At 62.3% G+C, this 15,939-nt stretch carries 13 protein-coding genes; 12 read left to right on the top strand and 1 reads right to left on the bottom strand.

Annotated elements, in window-relative coordinates; translation table 11 throughout:
• The first annotated feature begins 274 nt into the window (after nt 1–274).
• From FS767_RS04830 to FS767_RS04865, 8 genes are all read left to right on the top strand, one after another.
• Nucleotides 275–1,900: an ABC transporter substrate-binding protein gene (locus tag FS767_RS04830; protein ID WP_144964411.1), complete on the top strand. Its 1,626-nt coding sequence runs from the start codon at nt 275–277 to the stop codon at nt 1,898–1,900.
• A 138-nt stretch (nt 1,901–2,038) separates the two neighbouring features.
• Nucleotides 2,039–3,631, top strand: a complete 1,593-nt coding sequence (locus tag FS767_RS04835; RefSeq protein WP_144964412.1) for an ABC transporter substrate-binding protein — start codon at nt 2,039–2,041, stop codon at nt 3,629–3,631.
• Nucleotides 3,632–3,792: 161 nt separating this feature from the next.
• Nucleotides 3,793–5,172 carry an OprD family porin gene (locus tag FS767_RS04840; RefSeq protein ID WP_144964413.1) on the top strand — a complete coding sequence of 460 codons (1,380 nt, stop codon included), beginning with the start codon at nt 3,793–3,795 and terminating at the stop codon, nt 5,170–5,172.
• A gap of 69 nt (nt 5,173–5,241) precedes the next feature.
• Complete coding sequence (locus FS767_RS04845; RefSeq protein WP_144964414.1) at nt 5,242–6,852, top strand: ABC transporter substrate-binding protein; 1,611 nt, start codon at nt 5,242–5,244, stop codon at nt 6,850–6,852.
• 87 nt (nt 6,853–6,939) lie between these two features.
• The gene (locus FS767_RS04850; RefSeq protein WP_058604498.1) at nt 6,940–7,950 is read left to right on the top strand and encodes an ABC transporter permease subunit; all 1,011 of its coding nucleotides are present in this window, start codon (nt 6,940–6,942) and stop codon (nt 7,948–7,950) included.
• 9 nt (nt 7,951–7,959) lie between these two features.
• The gene (locus FS767_RS04855; protein WP_144964415.1) at nt 7,960–8,886 is read left to right on the top strand and encodes an ABC transporter permease subunit; all 927 of its coding nucleotides are present in this window, start codon (nt 7,960–7,962) and stop codon (nt 8,884–8,886) included.
• A gap of 11 nt (nt 8,887–8,897) precedes the next feature.
• Complete coding sequence (locus tag FS767_RS04860) at nt 8,898–9,866, top strand: ABC transporter ATP-binding protein (RefSeq protein ID WP_144964416.1); 969 nt, start codon at nt 8,898–8,900, stop codon at nt 9,864–9,866.
• Nucleotides 9,866–10,834, top strand: a complete 969-nt coding sequence (locus FS767_RS04865) for a peptide ABC transporter ATP-binding protein (RefSeq protein ID WP_144964417.1) — start codon at nt 9,866–9,868, stop codon at nt 10,832–10,834. Before FS767_RS04860 ends, FS767_RS04865 begins: the two co-directional genes overlap by 1 nt.
• 221 nt (nt 10,835–11,055) lie before the next feature.
• Here FS767_RS04865 and FS767_RS04870 read toward each other — a convergent pair whose 3' ends face one another.
• Nucleotides 11,056–11,955: a hypothetical protein gene (locus tag FS767_RS04870; protein WP_144964418.1), complete on the bottom strand. Its 900-nt coding sequence runs from the start codon at nt 11,953–11,955 to the stop codon at nt 11,056–11,058.
• Nucleotides 11,956–12,166: 211 nt separating this feature from the next.
• On the opposite strand from FS767_RS04870, the gene FS767_RS04875 reads away from it, so the two are divergent.
• The 4 genes from FS767_RS04875 to FS767_RS04890 all read left to right on the top strand — a co-directional run bounded on the left by FS767_RS04875 (nt 12,167) and on the right by FS767_RS04890 (nt 15,938).
• Entirely contained in the window at nt 12,167–12,967 is an 801-nt protein-coding gene (locus FS767_RS04875; protein WP_144964419.1) for an AraC family transcriptional regulator, read from the top strand.
• A 63-nt stretch (nt 12,968–13,030) separates the two neighbouring features.
• Nucleotides 13,031–14,437 carry an FAD-binding oxidoreductase gene (locus tag FS767_RS04880; RefSeq protein WP_058637476.1) on the top strand — a complete coding sequence of 469 codons (1,407 nt, stop codon included), beginning with the start codon at nt 13,031–13,033 and terminating at the stop codon, nt 14,435–14,437.
• Between the two features lie 28 nt (nt 14,438–14,465).
• Nucleotides 14,466–14,807 (top strand): cupin domain-containing protein, encoded by a 342-nt coding sequence (locus tag FS767_RS04885; protein WP_058604382.1) that lies wholly within the window; start codon nt 14,466–14,468, stop codon nt 14,805–14,807.
• Between the two features lie 51 nt (nt 14,808–14,858).
• On the top strand, nt 14,859–15,938 hold the full coding sequence (locus FS767_RS04890) for a polyamine ABC transporter substrate-binding protein (RefSeq protein WP_144964420.1): 1,080 nt from the start codon (nt 14,859–14,861) through the stop codon (nt 15,936–15,938).
• Nucleotide 15,939 lies beyond the last annotated feature (1 nt).

Here is a 15,939-nt window from a genome sequence, read left to right on the forward strand (position 1 = left end):
GGGTAGCCCGCATTTAAGAGATTTCCTACACCCTCTTAAGCCTTTCCCGACATCTTCCTCTAATCAGCAATATTCTGCAAAAAGCCAGCATTCTGCCCTCGCAAACGTTTAACTCCGTCAAAAGTTACACCGATGCGACATTCATGTACTCCCGTGCCACATTTCAAGTCCCGACTAAGCTTGTGCATATTGCATTGGGCCCACCCCTGCATAAGTATCCGCAGGTCGGCTCACGAGGCCGCCTCTTCTGAACAATGACAACAATGAGGCCAACATGCTCAAACATGCAGTCATTCCGTTCCTGCTAGGCGCAGGTTTGCTCACCGGCGCCCCGTCGGCCGTCGCCGCTTCCAACCTGGTGTTCTGTTCAGAAGGCAGCCCGGCCGGTTTCGACCCGGGGCAATACACCACCGGTACCGATTTCGACGCCTCGGCCGAAACGGTTTTCAACCGGTTGACTCAGTTCGAGCGAGGCGGCACCGCGGTCATTCCTGGGCTGGCAACGCGCTGGGAGGTCGCCGACGATGGCAAGACCTACACCTTCCACCTGCGCGAAGGCGTGAAGTTCCACACCACCGATTACTTCAAGCCCACCCGCCCGTTCAATGCAGACGACGTGCTGTTCACGTTCAACCGCATGCTCGACAAGGACCATCCGTTCCGCAAGGCCTACCCCACCGAGTTCCCGTACTTCACCGACATGGGCATGGACAAGAACATTGCCGGGGTCGAGAAACTTGACGACCACACGGTCAAGTTCACCCTCAACGACGTCGACGCCGCTTTCATCCAGAACCTGGCCATGAGCTTCGCCTCCATCCAGTCCGCCGAGTACGCCGACCAGTTGCTCAAGAACGGCAAGGCCGCCGACATCAACCAGAAGCCGATCGGCACCGGCCCCTTCGTGTTCAGCAAGTACCAGAAAGACGCGCAGATCCGCTTCAAGGGTAACAAGGACTACTGGAAACCCGAGGACGTGAAGATCGACAACCTGATCTTCGCCATCACCACCGATGCTTCGGTGCGCATGCAGAAACTCAAGAAGAACGAGTGCCAGGTCACGCTGTTCCCGCGCCCGGCCGATATCGCACCGCTCAAGCAGGACCCCAAGCTGCAGATGCCCCAGCAGGCGGGCTTCAACCTGGGCTACATCGCCTACAACGTGATGGACCAGGTCAAGGGCAGCAACCAGCCCAACCCCATGGCCCAGCTCAAGGTGCGCCAGGCGCTGGACATGGCCGTGGACAAGCAGAAAATCATCGAGTCGGTGTACCAGGGGGCAGGCCAGCTGGCGGTCAATGCCATGCCGCCGACCCAGTGGTCGTATGACAGCAGCATCAAGGACGCTCCCTACGACCCCGACAAGGCCCGCCAATTGCTCAAGGAAGCCGGCATCAAGGACGGCACCGAAATCACTCTTTGGGCCATGCCGGTCCAGCGCCCGTACAACCCCAACGCCAAGCTGATGGCCGAGATGCTCCAGGCAGACTGGGCCAAGGTCGGTATCAAGGCCAAGATCGTCAGCTATGAATGGGGCGAGTACATCAAGCGCTCCAAGGCGGGCGAACAGGGCGCCATGCTCATTGGCTGGAGCGGGGACAATGGCGATCCTGACAACTGGCTGGGCACCTTGTATGGCTGCGACGCCATCGACGGCAACAACTTCTCCAAGTGGTGCTACAAGCCCTACGATGACTTGATCAAGCAGGCCAAGGCCACCTCCGACCAGGCCAAGCGCACCGAGCTTTATCAGAAAGCCCAGCACATCCTCAAGGAACAGGTGCCGATCACCCCGATCGCCCACTCCACCGTCTACCAGCCCATGAGTGCCAAGGTGAAGGACTTCAAGATCAGTCCATTTGCCCTGAACGCGTTCTACGGCGTCAGCGTGGACAAATAACCTGAGGGCTGCGCCCGCCTGACGGGCGCCTGACCCACCCAATCCATACCCCGTCGTCCCGCTGCCAAGCGTGCGGGACAGGCGAACTGTTGCCGCGATTCGTGCCCGGAGCCGGCCCCGCACCCAAAAGGACTTAGCATGCGCCACCTGACCCGACTTTCTACACTGCTCGCCCTGGCCCTCGTCGGCCAGACGCCAGCGGTGATGGCCAACAACCTGGTGTTCTGCTCCGAGGGCAGCCCGGCCGGTTTCGATACGGCCCAATACACCACCGCCACCGACAATGACGCCGCCCAGCCGATCTACAACCGCCTGGTGGAGTTCGAACGCGGCGGCACGGCGGTGCACCCTGCCCTGGCCACCCGCTGGGAAGTCAGCGAGAACGGCCTGCGCTACACCTTTCACCTGCGCGAAGGCGTGAGCTTTCACAGCAACAAGGCCTTCACCCCCAGCCGGCCCTTCAACGCAGACGACGTGCTGTTCACCTTCAACCGCATGCTCGACAGGCAGCACCCGTTTCGCAAGGCCTACCCCACCGAGTTTCCCTACTTCGTCAGCATGGGCCTGGACAAGAACATCGCAGGCGTCGAAAAGACCGACCCATACACCGTGGTGTTCACGCTGCACACGGTAGACGCCGCGTTCATCCAGAACCTGGCCATGAGCGTTGCATCGATCCTGTCCGCCGAATACGCCGAGCAACTGATCAAGACCGGGCGGCCCAGCGACATCAACCAGCAACCGATAGGCACCGGCCCGTTCGTGTTCCAGCGTTACCAGAAGGACTCGCAGATCCGCTACAAGGCCAACCGTGCCTACTGGGCGCCCGAGCAGGTGAAGCTCGACAACCTGGTGTTCTCGATCAATGTCGACCCGTCGGTGCGCATCCAGAAACTGCGCCGCAACGAGTGCCAGGTCACCCTGCATCCGCGGCCGGCCGACCTGCCAGGGCTCAAGCAGGACCCCAAAGTGCAGGTCTTGCAGCAAGCAGGGTTCAACCTGGGCTATATCGCCTACAACACCCAGCACCCGCCATTCGACCGGCTTGAGGTGCGCCAGGCCATGGACATGGCGGTCAACAAGCAAGCCATCCTGCAGGCGGTGTACCAGCAAGCCGGGCAACGGGCGGTCAACGCGATGCCACCCACACAATGGTCCTACGACACCAGCATCACCGATGCACCCCATGACCCGGACAAAGCCCGCCAGCTGCTCGAGCAGGCCGGGGTCAAGCCCGGCACCGAAATCACCCTGTGGGCCATGCCGGTGCAACGCCCCTACAACCCTAACGCCAAGCTGATGGCCGAAATGCTCCAAGCCGATTGGAGCAAGCTGGGCTTCAAAGTGCGCATCGTCAGCTACGAATGGGGCGAATACATCAAGCGCCTCAAGAGCGGTGAGCACGATGTGGCGCTGATCGGATGGACCGGTGACAACGGCGACCCCGACAACTGGCTGGGCACGCTGTACAGCTGCGATGCCATTGGCAGCAACAACTACTCGCAATGGTGCGACCCGCAGTACGACAGCCTCGTCAAGCAGGCCAAGCAGGTCACCGACCAGGCCCAGCGCACCACGCTCTATCAGCAAGCCCAGCAGCGGCTCAAGCAGCAGGTTCCGATCACGCCAGTCGCCCATTCAACTGTCAATCAGCCCCTGAGCACCCAAGTGTCCGGGTTCAAGGTCAGCCCGTTCGGGCGCAACGATTTTTCCGGCGTCAGCGTCGATTAGCACCGCCGGGCAGGCGTGGCGCGCAGGTGGGGAGACCCGCGCGCCATGCCTGACCATCGTCCGCTTCAGCCTCGGTGATCCCGGGGCGCTCCAGGCAACACGGCAACACCCACCCGGCCCACAAGGCCGGCAATAACTAGAAATGAAAAGGAGCTTCTATCGTGAGACTGTTCAATTCGAGCGCGCTGGCGTTAGCCATAGGCGCGGCAACCTCCACCGCCCACGCCGACCCACAGAGCCAAGCCTACCTGCCGCTCACCGTCGCAGCCCAAAGCGCCCAGGCGCAGGCCAAGGGTTTCGTCGATGGCCAGAGCTTGAGCGGGACGACGCGCAACTGGTACGCCCGCGAACGCGCCACCCGCGCACCGCTATGGCGCTACTACAAGAGCGACGGTACCCGTCACCCCACCCACACGCGTGAAAACTGGGTGCAGGGCACCATCCTCAATTACACCTCGGGCTTTACCCAGGGCACGGTGGGCTTTGCCGTGGAGGCAGCCGGCTACAATGCCATCGCCCTGCAGCAGGATCGCGAAGCGATTGCAGGACCCAACAACCGTACCCTGACCCACAGCGACGGCGATGCCATCGGCCAGTGGAGCAAACTGGGGTTGGGCAACGTCAAGGCGCGTATATCCAATACCACCCTGACCCTCGGTCGTCAGGCCGTCGATACCCCGATGATCGCTTTCATCGGCAACCGCGCCCTGCCCTCCAGTTTCCAGGGCGCGTTCCTGCACAGCGCTGAATTCGACAACCTGACGTTCGACCTGGGTACCTTCGACCGGGTCTCGCCACGTACCGAGCAGAGCCTGAGCAAGTTCCGCAGCGAATACGGGGCGGCCGGGGTGGAAACCGACCGCGCCAGCACGGTCGGTATCAACTACCAGCCCCTCAAGAGCCTGACCACCAGCCTGTACGCCACCAAGGTCGACGATTTCTGGAACCAGTACTATTTCGGCGCCAATCACCTGTTCGGCGACAGCGCCGTGCTCAGCCTGTCCACGGGCCTTAACTACTACAAGACGGTGGACGCCGGCAGCCGCAAGATGGGCGACATCGACAACGATACCTACAGCCTGTCGCTGGGCCTGACCCATCAGGCGCACACCCTTACCGCCGCCTGGCAGCAGGTCAATGGCAACGAGTATTTCGACTACCTCCACGAAACCAACGGCATCTACCTGGCCAACTCGCTGCTGTCGGACTTCAACGGCCCGAACGAGAAATCGCTGCAGCTATCCTATGTGCTCAACATGGCCTACTACGGCGTGCCAGGGCTGAAATTCAACCTGTACAACGCGCGTGGCTGGGGCATCGACGGCACCCATTACCGAGGCAGCGCCTACGACGTCCAAGGCCTCGATGGCGAGACCCATTACGAGTGGGGCATCGGCACCAGCTACGCGGTACAGAGCGGACCGCTCAAGGACACCAGCATCCGCGCTACCTACACCACGCACCGCGCAAGCAAGGCACAGGGCGATGGCAGCCTGAACGAATTCAGGCTCGTGACCACCATTCCGTTCAACATCCTCTGACCGGCCGCCCGGCCCGCTTGCCAGCGGGTCGGGCGTCAGGCTGGAGCACAACGCAGGGAGAATTGATCCATGCAAGCTGTGACCAAGAAGACATCGGCACTGCGGCTGTTGCTGGCAACGCTGATCCTGGGCAGTACGTCTCAGCTGGCCGCCAAGCCGCTGGTGGTGTGCACCGAGGCAAGCCCCGAAGGGTTCGACGTGGTGCAATACACAACGGCGGTGACGTCCGACGCTGCAGCTGAAACCCTCTTCGACCGCCTGGTGGACTTCAAGCCCGGCACCACGGATGTACAACCAGCCCTGGCCGAGCGCTGGGACATTTCTGCCGACGGCCTGGCCTATACCTTCCACCTTCGCCGTGGGGTCAAGTTCCACACCACCGACTATTTCAAGCCCAGCCGCGATCTGAACGCCGACGATGTGCTTTGGAGCTTGCGCCGCCAGCTTGACCCGAACCACCCCTGGCACGACAAGACCAGCATCGGCTACCCCTACTTCGAGAGCATGGCCTTCAAATCGTTGCTCAAGTCGGTGGACAAGACCGACGACTACACCGTGGTGATCACCCTGACCCGGCCCGAGGCGCCTTTCCTGCGCGACATGGCCATGGGCTTCACGTCCATCTATTCCGCCGAGTACGGCGATCAGTTGCTGGCAGCCGGCAAAACGGCAGAGCTCAACAGCAAGCCAATCGGCACCGGGCCGTTCATTTTCCAGCGCTACAACAAGGATGCCCAGGTGCGCTTCAAGCCCAACCCGGACTACTTCCGTGGCAAGCCGCCCGCCGATGCCCTGGTTTTCGCCATCGCCACCGACAGTAACGTCCGCCTGCAGAAGTTGCGCGCCAACGAGTGCCAGGTTGCGCTGTATCCCAAACCGGACGATGTGCCGTCGATCATGGCGGATCCGCGCCTGAAGGTCGCGCAGACCGAAGCGCTGGTGACCGGCTACATTGCCATGAACACCCAGCATCCGTACCTGAGTGATGTACGCGTGCGCAAGGCGATCAACATGGCCTTCGACCGCCAGACCCACGTTGACCAGCTGTTCGGCAAAGGCAATGCGCTGGTCGGCGTCAACCCGTATCCCCCTTCGATGATCGGCTATAACACCGCCAACCAGAACCCGCCACGCGATCTGGACCAAGCGCGTGCGCTGCTTAAACAAGCCGGTGTGCCCCAGGGCACGGTCATCACCCTGTTCACCCGCAATGGCGGCGGCCCGACCAACCCAAACCCGCGACTGTCCGCCGAGATGCTTCAGGCCGACCTGGCGCAGATCGGCCTGAAACTGGATATCCGTGTCATGGAATGGGCCGAAATGCTGCGCCGTGCCAAGAAAGGCGAGGCGGACCTGGTGTCCAGTGGCTGGGCCGGCGACAACGGCGACCCGGACAACTTCCTCACCCCCTTGCTTAGCTGCGAGGCGGCCAGCAATGGCGAGAACTATGCACGCTGGTGCAACTCGAAATTCCAGGCACTGATCACCCGCGCCCGCGAGGTGAGCGACAACGACGAGCGTGCCAGGCTCTATAGCGAGGCATTGACGGTGTACGATGAGGACCAGCCCTGGATCAGCATGGCCCACCCCAAGGTGTTCACGGCCATGCGTGACAACGTGGAGGGCTACGTGATCAGCCCCTTGACCAGCAACAACTTCGCTACCACCCGAGTGAAGTAGAACAACAACGACCGCCGTTGCTTTATGGCAACGGCGGCACTGCCGTGGCAGGTACCTGCCATGCGGCCTGATGAGGTAACTGCGACCATGTTGAGTTTTATTGCCCGGCGCCTCGGCCTGTTGATCCCGACCTTTTTCGGCATCACCTTGCTGACCTTCGCGCTGATACGCCTGATCCCCGGTGACCCGGTGGAAGTGATGATGGGCGAACGCAGGGTGGACCCGCAAATGCATGCCCAGGCCATGGAACGGCTGGGCCTGAACAAACCGTTGCCAGCCCAGTACCTGGACTACATCGGCAAGCTGGCCCAGGGCGACCTGGGCGAGTCGCTGCGCACGCGCGAGAGCGTATGGAGCGAGTTCACCACCTTGTTCCCGGCTACCCTGGAACTGGCCATGGCCGCCCTGCTATTCGCCGGCGTGGTCGGCTTGCTGGCCGGGGTGATCGCCGCGCTCAAGCGCGGCTCGCTGTTCGACCATGGGGTGATGGGGATTTCGCTTGCCGGCTACTCGATGCCGATCTTCTGGTGGGGCCTGATCCTGATCATGTTCTTCTCGGTGAGCCTGGGCTGGACCCCGGTATCCGGGCGCATCGACCTGCTCTATGACATCGAACCCAAGACCGGCTTCATGCTCATCGACACCCTGCTCAGCGATGAAGAGGGTTCGTTCAAGGATGCGGTGATGCACCTGATTCTGCCGGCCATCGTCCTCGGTACCATCCCGCTGGCCGTGATCGCACGCATGACGCGCTCCTCCATGCTCGAAGTGCTGCGCGAGGACTACATCCGCACGGCGCGCGCCAAAGGGCTTTCCCCGGCCCGGGTCGTGTTCATGCACGGCTTGCGCAACGCCCTGATTCCCGTCTTGACCGTGTTCGGCCTGCAGGTCGGCACCTTGCTGGCCGGTGCAGTGTTGACCGAAACCATCTTCTCCTGGCCGGGCATCGGCAAATGGCTGATCGAAGCCATCGGTGCCCGTGACTACCCCGTGGTCCAGAACGGCATTCTGTTGATTGCCTGCCTGGTGATCCTGGTCAACTTCGTCGTGGACATCCTCTACGGCCTGGCCAACCCACGCATCCGTCATCAGCGCTGAGGCCCCGTCATGACCAACCCGACTGCAAAAAACCTGTCCCCGGTCAGCCCAGTGGACCAGAGCCTTCTCTACCCCTCGCCCTACAAGGAATTCTGGCAGGCCTTCGCGCGCAACAAGGGCGCGGTGATGGGCCTGGCGTTCATGTGCGTGGTGGTGTTCTGCGCGCTGTTCGCGCCCTGGGTCGCCCCCCACGACCCCAGCGAGCAGTACCGCGATTTTCTGCTCACCCCTCCGGTGTGGCTGGAGGGCGGCACCTGGCAGTTCATCCTGGGCACCGATGAGCTTGGCCGCGACCTGCTCTCGCGCTTGATCCAGGGGGCGCGCCTGTCCTTGCTGATCGGCTTGTCATCGGTGGTGATATCGCTGATCCCCGGCATTCTCCTCGGGTTGCTGGCAGGCTTCTTCCCGCACTTCGTCGGCCCTTCGATCATGCGCCTGATGGACGTGATGCTGGCCCTGCCCTCGCTGCTGCTGGCCGTTGCCATCGTCGCCATCCTCGGCCCTGGCCTGATCAACACCGTGATCGCCATTGCCATCGTCTCGCTGCCCTCGTACGTGCGCCTGACCCGCGCCGCCGTGATGGGCGAGCTTAACCGCGACTACGTCACCGCCGCCCGGCTGGCGGGCGCTGGGCTGTGGCGCCTGATGTTCGTGACCGTGCTGCCCAACTGCATGGCGCCGCTGATCGTGCAGGCCACCTTGAGCTTTTCCTCGGCCATCCTCGATGCCGCCGCCTTGGGTTTCCTGGGCCTTGGCGTGCAACCCCCGACGCCGGAGTGGGGCACCATGCTGGCCTCGGCAAGGGATTACATCGAGCGCGCCTGGTGGGTGGTGAGCCTGCCGGGCCTGACCATTCTGCTCAGCGTACTGGCGATCAACCTGATGGGTGATGGCCTGCGCGATGCGCTCGACCCCAAACTCAAGAACGCCGCCTGAGGAGCACACCCATGTCTTTGTTGCAGATCAACAACCTCAACGTGCGTTTTGGCGACGCGGACGCCGTGCCGGTGGTGGACGGGCTGGACTTGCAGGTTCATGCCGGCGAAATCCTGGCCATCGTCGGCGAGTCCGGCTCGGGCAAATCGGTGACCATGATGGCCCTGATGGGCCTGGTCGAGGCCCCGGGCCGGATCACCGCCGATGCCATGACCTTCGACGGTACCGACATGCTTACCCTCAGCGGCCGGCAACGGCGCAAGGTGGTGGGCAAGGATATCGCCATGGTCTTCCAGGACCCGATGACGGCCCTGAACCCCAGCTACACCGTGGGTTATCAGATCGAAGAAGTGCTGCGTCAACACTTGGGCCTCAAGGGCAAGGCGGCGCGACAACGGGCCCTGGAACTGCTGCAGAAGGTCGAGATCCCGGCCGCCGAGAGTCGCCTGGACGCCTATCCGCATCAACTGTCCGGCGGCATGAGCCAACGGGTGGCCATCGCCATGGCCATTGCCGGCGAGCCCAAGCTGCTGATCGCCGACGAGCCGACCACGGCGCTGGACGTGACCATCCAGGCGCAGATCATGGAGCTGCTGGTCAACCTGCAGCAGGAGCGCAACATGGCCCTGATCCTGATTACCCATGACCTGGCGGTCGTGGCCGAGACCGCGCGCCGGGTGTGCGTGATGTATGCAGGCCAGGCCGTGGAGGTGGGCCAGGTGCCAGAGCTGTTCGACATCCCTGCCCACCCCTATACCGAAGCCCTGCTGGCGGCGATCCCCGAGCACAGCCTGGGTGCCGAGCGATTGGCCACCCTGCCCGGCATCGTTCCAGGCCGCTATGACCGCCCCACGGGTTGCCTGCTGTCGCCGCGTTGCCCGTATGTGCAGGATAACTGTCGACACCAGCGCCCGGCCCTGGACCCCAAAGCCCAGAGCCTGGCCCGCTGTTTCTACCCACTGAACCAGGAGGTGGCGTGATGGCCGTCGTTCTATCGGCCCGGGACCTGACCCGGCATTACGAAGTCTCCCGCGGGTTGTTCAAGGGCCATGCGCTGGTACGCGCGCTCAATGGCGTTTCGTTCGAGCTGGAGGCGGGCAAGACGTTGGCGGTGGTCGGCGAGTCCGGTTGCGGCAAGTCGACCCTGGCCCGCGCCCTGACCCTGATCGAGCAGCCCACCTCTGGCTCGCTGCAGATCGCAGGTACCGAGGTAACCGGTGCCAGCAAGGTCGAGCGCAAGCAACTGCGCCGGGACGTACAAATGGTCTTCCAAAGCCCTTACGCCTCGCTCAACCCGCGGCAGAAGATCGGTGACCAGTTGGCCGAGCCGTTGCTGATCAACACCACGCTGAGCAAGGCGCAGCGGCGTGACAGGGTGCAGAAGATGATGGAGCAGGTGGGGCTGCGCCCGGAGCATTACCAGCGCTATCCGCACATGTTCTCGGGTGGACAACGCCAGCGTATCGCGCTGGCACGGGCCATGATGTTGCAGCCCAAAGTGTTGGTGGCCGACGAGCCGACGTCTGCGCTGGATGTGTCGATCCAGGCCCAGGTGCTGAATTTGTTCATGGACATGCAACAGCAGTACGGTACCGGTTACGTGTTCATTTCCCACAACTTGGCGGTAGTACGGCACGTGGCCGACGATGTACTGGTCATGTACCTGGGCAGACCGGCGGAGATGGGGCCCAAAGCCGACATCTACGAAAAGCCGCTGCATCCGTATACCCAGGCCCTGCTGTCTGCCACCCCCGCTATTCATCCAGATCCGTCCAAACCGCGTATCCGCATTGCCGGCGAGCTGCCCAACCCGCTCAACCCGCCGGATGGCTGCGCTTTTCACAAACGCTGCCCCTACGCGACCGATCGCTGCGCCAATGATGTACCGGCGTTCAGGCAGGTGGAGACCCGGCAGGTAGCTTGTCACTATGCGGAGCAGTTTCTCTAAGGAAGGTATGGATCGGCCAGTCCGGCGGGCCGGCAAGACCGCTGCCAATTCACTGGCTTTCAGAACCGGTGCAAGACGGCAAATCGACAAGTAAGACATAAACGAAAAGGGCCGCTAAGCGGCCCTTTTCGTCAGTGCATGAACAGTGCAATCAGAATGATGATTGGAATCGGTACACCCAGCATCCATAGCAATATCGAGCGCATGTTCGTTCTCCTTACTTAGCGTTGAATAGTGCGGTGAGCGACGTAGTCGCCTTCGAGCCACTGGACCTGGTCGCGACGACGACCACCGTACAGCGCGGCGAGGCTGGCGAAGAAGGCGCCGCACAGCAGGGCCACGAAGGTCCACAGGGCAGTCCAGGCAGCCACTTTGGCAGCGGTGTCTGCAGCCTGCTTGGCATCGGTCTTCAGTTGTTGAACTTGAGCCATGACCTGGTCGACGCGCGCTTCAGCTTCCGGCTGGGACAGGCGGGTGCGCTGGGCAACCAGCTGCGCCAGGTAGGCACGGTCTTCAGGTGCCAGGGCACCGTCACCGGCAAAGCCTTTGGCCAGGATGCGAGCGGCAACGCCATTGGCCGCATCATCGCTGACAGGCGCTGGGCCCTCGCCACGGAACAGGCCGTCCACGAAGTAGTCCAGGGACTCGTCCGAGGCATTGGAGGCGGCAGCACCACCGGCAGCGGCGGTCATGCCGGCCGCTTGAGTCGCTCCACTGGCACCAGCACCGACGATGTTGCCGGCGGTACCCAGTACCAGCATGGCCGTCACCAGGGTAGCCACGGCCCACGACAGGAAGCCGTGTGCAGTGTCGCGGAAATACACTTCGTCACCATGCAGATTGGCCCATTTCACCCGCAGACGGCCGGCAATGTAGCCGCCCATGCCCGAAGCGATGATCTGGGTCAGCAGCAACCAGACAATGGTGGAAATACCCAGGGCTTTGGCACTGGCCCCTTCATCTGCCCACGGCGAGGTCGCGGCAAAGCCGAGCCCTGCACCGAGTACTACCAGAAGGAGAGAGATGGCAGCAGCACCGGCTGCGCCAGCGAAGATCGCTGCCCAGGAAACACCTGAGCGGCTTTGTGTATCGACAACGGGATAGTCGGCAGATGAGATCATGATGTGGTCGCCTGTGTTGTTAGCGAGAAGTCCATTCGCGCATTAAACGTTGCAGCCGTTGTGCCAGTTGCCATAAAAAATCCCGCCCTTTTAAATCAAGGAGTTACAAAAACAGGTTAATTATTGACCGTGCAAAATGCGCGAATCGGCCTCTAGCATCAGGTGTTCTGCAATTCTTGTCGCCACGCCAGGGAACAGGCATGATCCTGCCATGACCCTGCCCGATGGCCCGTCCCAGACGCCGATCACCGCCGACACCGTGATGCGCTACCACCTGTGCTGGAAGCATCGCGATCTCGATGGCATGATGGCGCTGTACCACCCCGACATTCAATACCACGACTTCTTCCAGAATCGCGTGCTGAGCCATGCCGAGCTGCGTGCGTACGTGAGCGCCTGCCTGCCCCATGCCGCCGGCGAGGACATCGTGCACAGCGACCGTATCCGCGTCGATGGCTGTACGGCGTACATTCAGTACCAGGTCACCGTGCAGGGCGGGGACGGCCTGGTGGCGTTCCAGTCCAGCGAGGCGATCACGGTAAAGGACGGCCTGATCTGGCAGGTCAATGAGTACGCCACACTCGTGCGTCAGCAAAGTGCCGGCAGCACCCGTCGTACTTCTCGGCCCGCCACCAGCCGGCTAGGGCTGTCCCCGCGTCAGTTGTCGACCATGGCGCAAGACCTTGAACACTACTTCCAGCGACAACGCCCGTACCTGGATCCTGAGCTGAGCCTGCAACAGGTCGCTCAGGCCAGCGGTTACAGCCGCAATCAGATCTCCTACCTGTTGAACCAGGTGCTGGGCCAGAGCTTTTATCGCTACGTCAACCAGGCGCGCCTGCAGCACCTGATGACGATCCTGGCAACTGATAGCGGCCAGGCGTCCATCGATGACCTGGCATTCAACGCTGGTTTCAACTCGCTGTCCGCGTTCTACAAGTGCTTTCGCGAGCATACCGGGCTGACGCCCAAGGCCTACCTCAAACAGATTTCCTCGCGTGCACGCACGTAAGACAACCGCTGCCGTTGCCCACTAGCATCGCTCCATCACCTGACCGCTTGTGGAGCCCGGCCCATGCAGCCCCTGCGTACCCTCAGCTTGTGGATGGACCAGCTGCAAGAGCCGCTGCGCGCGCGCCCTGCCCTGCGTGAAAACGTCGAGGCCGACGTCTGCATCATCGGCGCTGGCTACACAGGCCTGTGGACCGCTTACTACCTCAAGCGCCAGGCGCCGCACCTCAACATCGTGGTGATCGAGGCCAACATCGCCGGGTTCGGTGCCTCGGGGCGCAACGGCGGATGGCTGATGGGCAATTTGCTGGGTGAAGATCGCCTGCTGGCCAGCCTGTCGCCGCTGCAGCGCCGCGCCAGCATCGACCTGCTGCATGACATTCCGGACGAAGTACAGCGCGTCTTGCACCGCGAACAGCTCGATTGCGACTACCGCAAGGGCGGCGTGTTGTACTGCGCGGCGCGGTATCCCGAGCAGGAGCGAAGCCTGCGTGCCTACCTGGACCACTTGTACAACCTGGGCATGACCGAGGACGATTACCGCTGGTTGCGCCCAGCACAGCTGCAGGGCCAGTTGCGCGTGAGCAACGCCTATGGCGCCATCTACAGTCCGCACACGGCCACGATACAGCCGGCCAAGCTCGTCCGTGGCCTGGCCAGCGCGGTCGAGGCCATGGGGGTGCCAATTTACGAGAACACACCGGCGCTGGACTGGCAGCCTGGCGAAGTGACCACCCCGTTGGCACGCCTGCGGTGCAACTGGATCGTCCCGGCAGTGGAAGGCTATGCCGCCAGCTTGCCGCCGTTGGGCAAACACCAGTTGCCGGTTCAGAGCCTGATGGTGGCCACCGAACCCTTGCCGCAAGCCACGTGGGCGCAGATCGGCCTCGACCAGGGGCAAGCCTTCAGCGAGGGCAGCCGGCAAGTGACCTATGGTCAGCGCACCGCCGACGATCGCCTGGTGTTCGGTGCCCGAGGTGGCTACCGCTTCGGTGGCAGGTTACGCGAGGACTTCAACCTCCAGGCCCATGAGATCGAGCTGCGTCGCTACCTGTTCAGCGAGCTGTTTCCACAACTGCGCCATGTGCGCATCACCCATTCGTGGGGCGGCAACCTGGGGATGGCGCGGCGCTTTCGGCCGCACATGCTGTGCGACCGCCAGCGGGGTATCGCGTTGGCCGGTGGCTATGGCGGCGAAGGCGTAGGCGCGACCAACCTGGGCGGTCGCACCCTGGCCGCACTTATCCTGAATCAGCAGAACGCGCTTACCGGACAGCCCTGGGTACACGACAACAGGCCGCTATCGAGCTTGGCCAGCTGGCCTGCGGAGCCCAGCCGCTGGCTGGGGTACAACGCCATCATCCAGAGCTTCGTCCACGAGGATCGCACCCTGGCCAACCCCGCGACACCGCCATGGAGACGGCAACTGGCCACCAAGCTGGCAGATTTCATGGAAGGCTTCATGCACTGATTCTTCACCCAAACAGGATCGACCTGTCATGAGCATCACTCAGTTCAAACGGGCAGACAGCGCCGTTTTGCAGTCCAGCAGCCCTGTTGCCGTACCCCTCGGCCAGCCCGTGGCGGTGACATCGATCACGTGCGTGCAACGCAGCGATGGCGTGGAAACGGGCATCTGGGAATGCACCCCAGGACGCTGGCGACGGCAAATCACGCAACAAGAGTTCTGCCATTTCATCAAGGGCCGCTGCACCTTCACCCCTGACGATGGCGAACCCTTGGTCATAGAAGCCGGAGACGCATTGATGCTACCGGCCAACAGCACCGGCACCTGGGATATCCAGGAAACCGTGCGCAAGACCTACGTACTCATCTTCTGATCCGCTGATCGCCTGCCTTCGATAACAACACACAAAGCAAGGTAACCCGACATGCGCACGCTAATCATCGCCCCCTTGATGCTGGCCGCCAGCGTGGCCAGCGCGGCAGAAACCGTCAAGATCTACAACTGGTCCAGTTATATAGCGCCCGACACTTTGAAGCAGTTCCAGCAAGCCACCGGCATCGTGCCCACCTACGACGTCTACGACAGCAACGAGACCCTCGATGGCAAGTTGATGACCGGCAATTCCGGCTACGACGTGGTGTTTCCGTCCAACCATTTCATGGCCCGGCAAATCCAGGGCAAAGCCCTCAAACGGCTGGACAAGTCGCAGTTGCCCAACTGGAAGAACCTCAACCCGGTGCTACTCAAGGCACTGGAAGGCAATGATCCGGGCAACCAGTACGGGTTCCCGTACCTCTGGGGCAGCACGGGCATTGGCTACAACATCGACAAGGTCAAAGCCGTATTGGGCGACGACGCGCCGGTCGATTCCTGGGACCTGATCTTCAAGCCGCAGTACATGAGCAAGCTCAAAGGGTGTGGCGTGGCGGTACTGGACAATGGCCCCGAGTTGCTGCCCATCGCGCTGCACTACCTGGGTCTGCCCCACCACAGCCAGAACCCGGCCGACTACGACAAGGCCAAGGCGCTGCTGATGCAGGTGCGGCCGTACATCAGCTATTTCCACTCATCCAAGTACACGGCGGACCTGGCCAATGGCGACGTCTGCGTCGTGGTCGGGTTCTCGGGGGATGTGCTCCAGGCAAAAAATCGCGCCGAGGAGGCCCAGAACGGGGTCAAGGTCGGCTACTCGATACCCAAGGAGGGGGCGCCGATGTGGTTCGACATGGTGGCCATGCCCGCCGATGCGCCGGACGAACACGCCGGGTATGCCTACATGAACTACCTGCTTGACCCGCAGGTGATGGCCGCCATCAGCAACCACGTGCAATACGCCAACGCCAACCTGCAAGCCGATGCACTGGTTGACCCGGCGCTCAAGGCCAACACCATGATCTATCCAAGCGAAGCGGTGATGGGCAAGTTGTACGCGCTTGAAGCGATGCCGGCCAAGATAGACCGCATCAGGACACGTATCTGGACCAGTGTGAAGGCGGGCAACTGAT

It is taken from the genome of Pseudomonas sp. DE0010, assembly GCF_007680745.1.
Taxonomy (GTDB): domain Bacteria; phylum Pseudomonadota; class Gammaproteobacteria; order Pseudomonadales; family Pseudomonadaceae; genus Aquipseudomonas; species Aquipseudomonas parafulva_B.

Bases quoted from the DNA above. Each gene is read 5' to 3' on its own strand.
- FS767_RS04835 (WP_144964412.1), top strand. From the start codon at position 2,039: ATGCGCCACCTGACCCGACTTTCTACACTGCTCGCCCTGGCCCTCGTC.
- FS767_RS04855 (WP_144964415.1), top strand. From the start codon at position 7,960: ATGACCAACCCGACTGCAAAAAACCTGTCCCCGGTCAGCCCAGTGGAC.
- FS767_RS04850 (WP_058604498.1), top strand. From the start codon at position 6,940: ATGTTGAGTTTTATTGCCCGGCGCCTCGGCCTGTTGATCCCGACCTTT.
- FS767_RS04845 (WP_144964414.1), top strand. From the start codon at position 5,242: ATGCAAGCTGTGACCAAGAAGACATCGGCACTGCGGCTGTTGCTGGCA.
- FS767_RS04860 (WP_144964416.1), top strand. From the start codon at position 8,898: ATGTCTTTGTTGCAGATCAACAACCTCAACGTGCGTTTTGGCGACGCG.
- FS767_RS04870 (WP_144964418.1), bottom strand. From the start codon at position 11,955: ATGATCTCATCTGCCGACTATCCCGTTGTCGATACACAAAGCCGCTCA.
- FS767_RS04890 (WP_144964420.1), top strand. From the start codon at position 14,859: ATGCGCACGCTAATCATCGCCCCCTTGATGCTGGCCGCCAGCGTGGCC.
- FS767_RS04875 (WP_144964419.1), top strand. From the start codon at position 12,167: ATGACCCTGCCCGATGGCCCGTCCCAGACGCCGATCACCGCCGACACC.
- FS767_RS04865 (WP_144964417.1), top strand. From the start codon at position 9,866: ATGGCCGTCGTTCTATCGGCCCGGGACCTGACCCGGCATTACGAAGTC.
- FS767_RS04830 (WP_144964411.1), top strand. From the start codon at position 275: ATGCTCAAACATGCAGTCATTCCGTTCCTGCTAGGCGCAGGTTTGCTC.
- FS767_RS04885 (WP_058604382.1), top strand. From the start codon at position 14,466: ATGAGCATCACTCAGTTCAAACGGGCAGACAGCGCCGTTTTGCAGTCC.
- FS767_RS04880 (WP_058637476.1), top strand. From the start codon at position 13,031: ATGCAGCCCCTGCGTACCCTCAGCTTGTGGATGGACCAGCTGCAAGAG.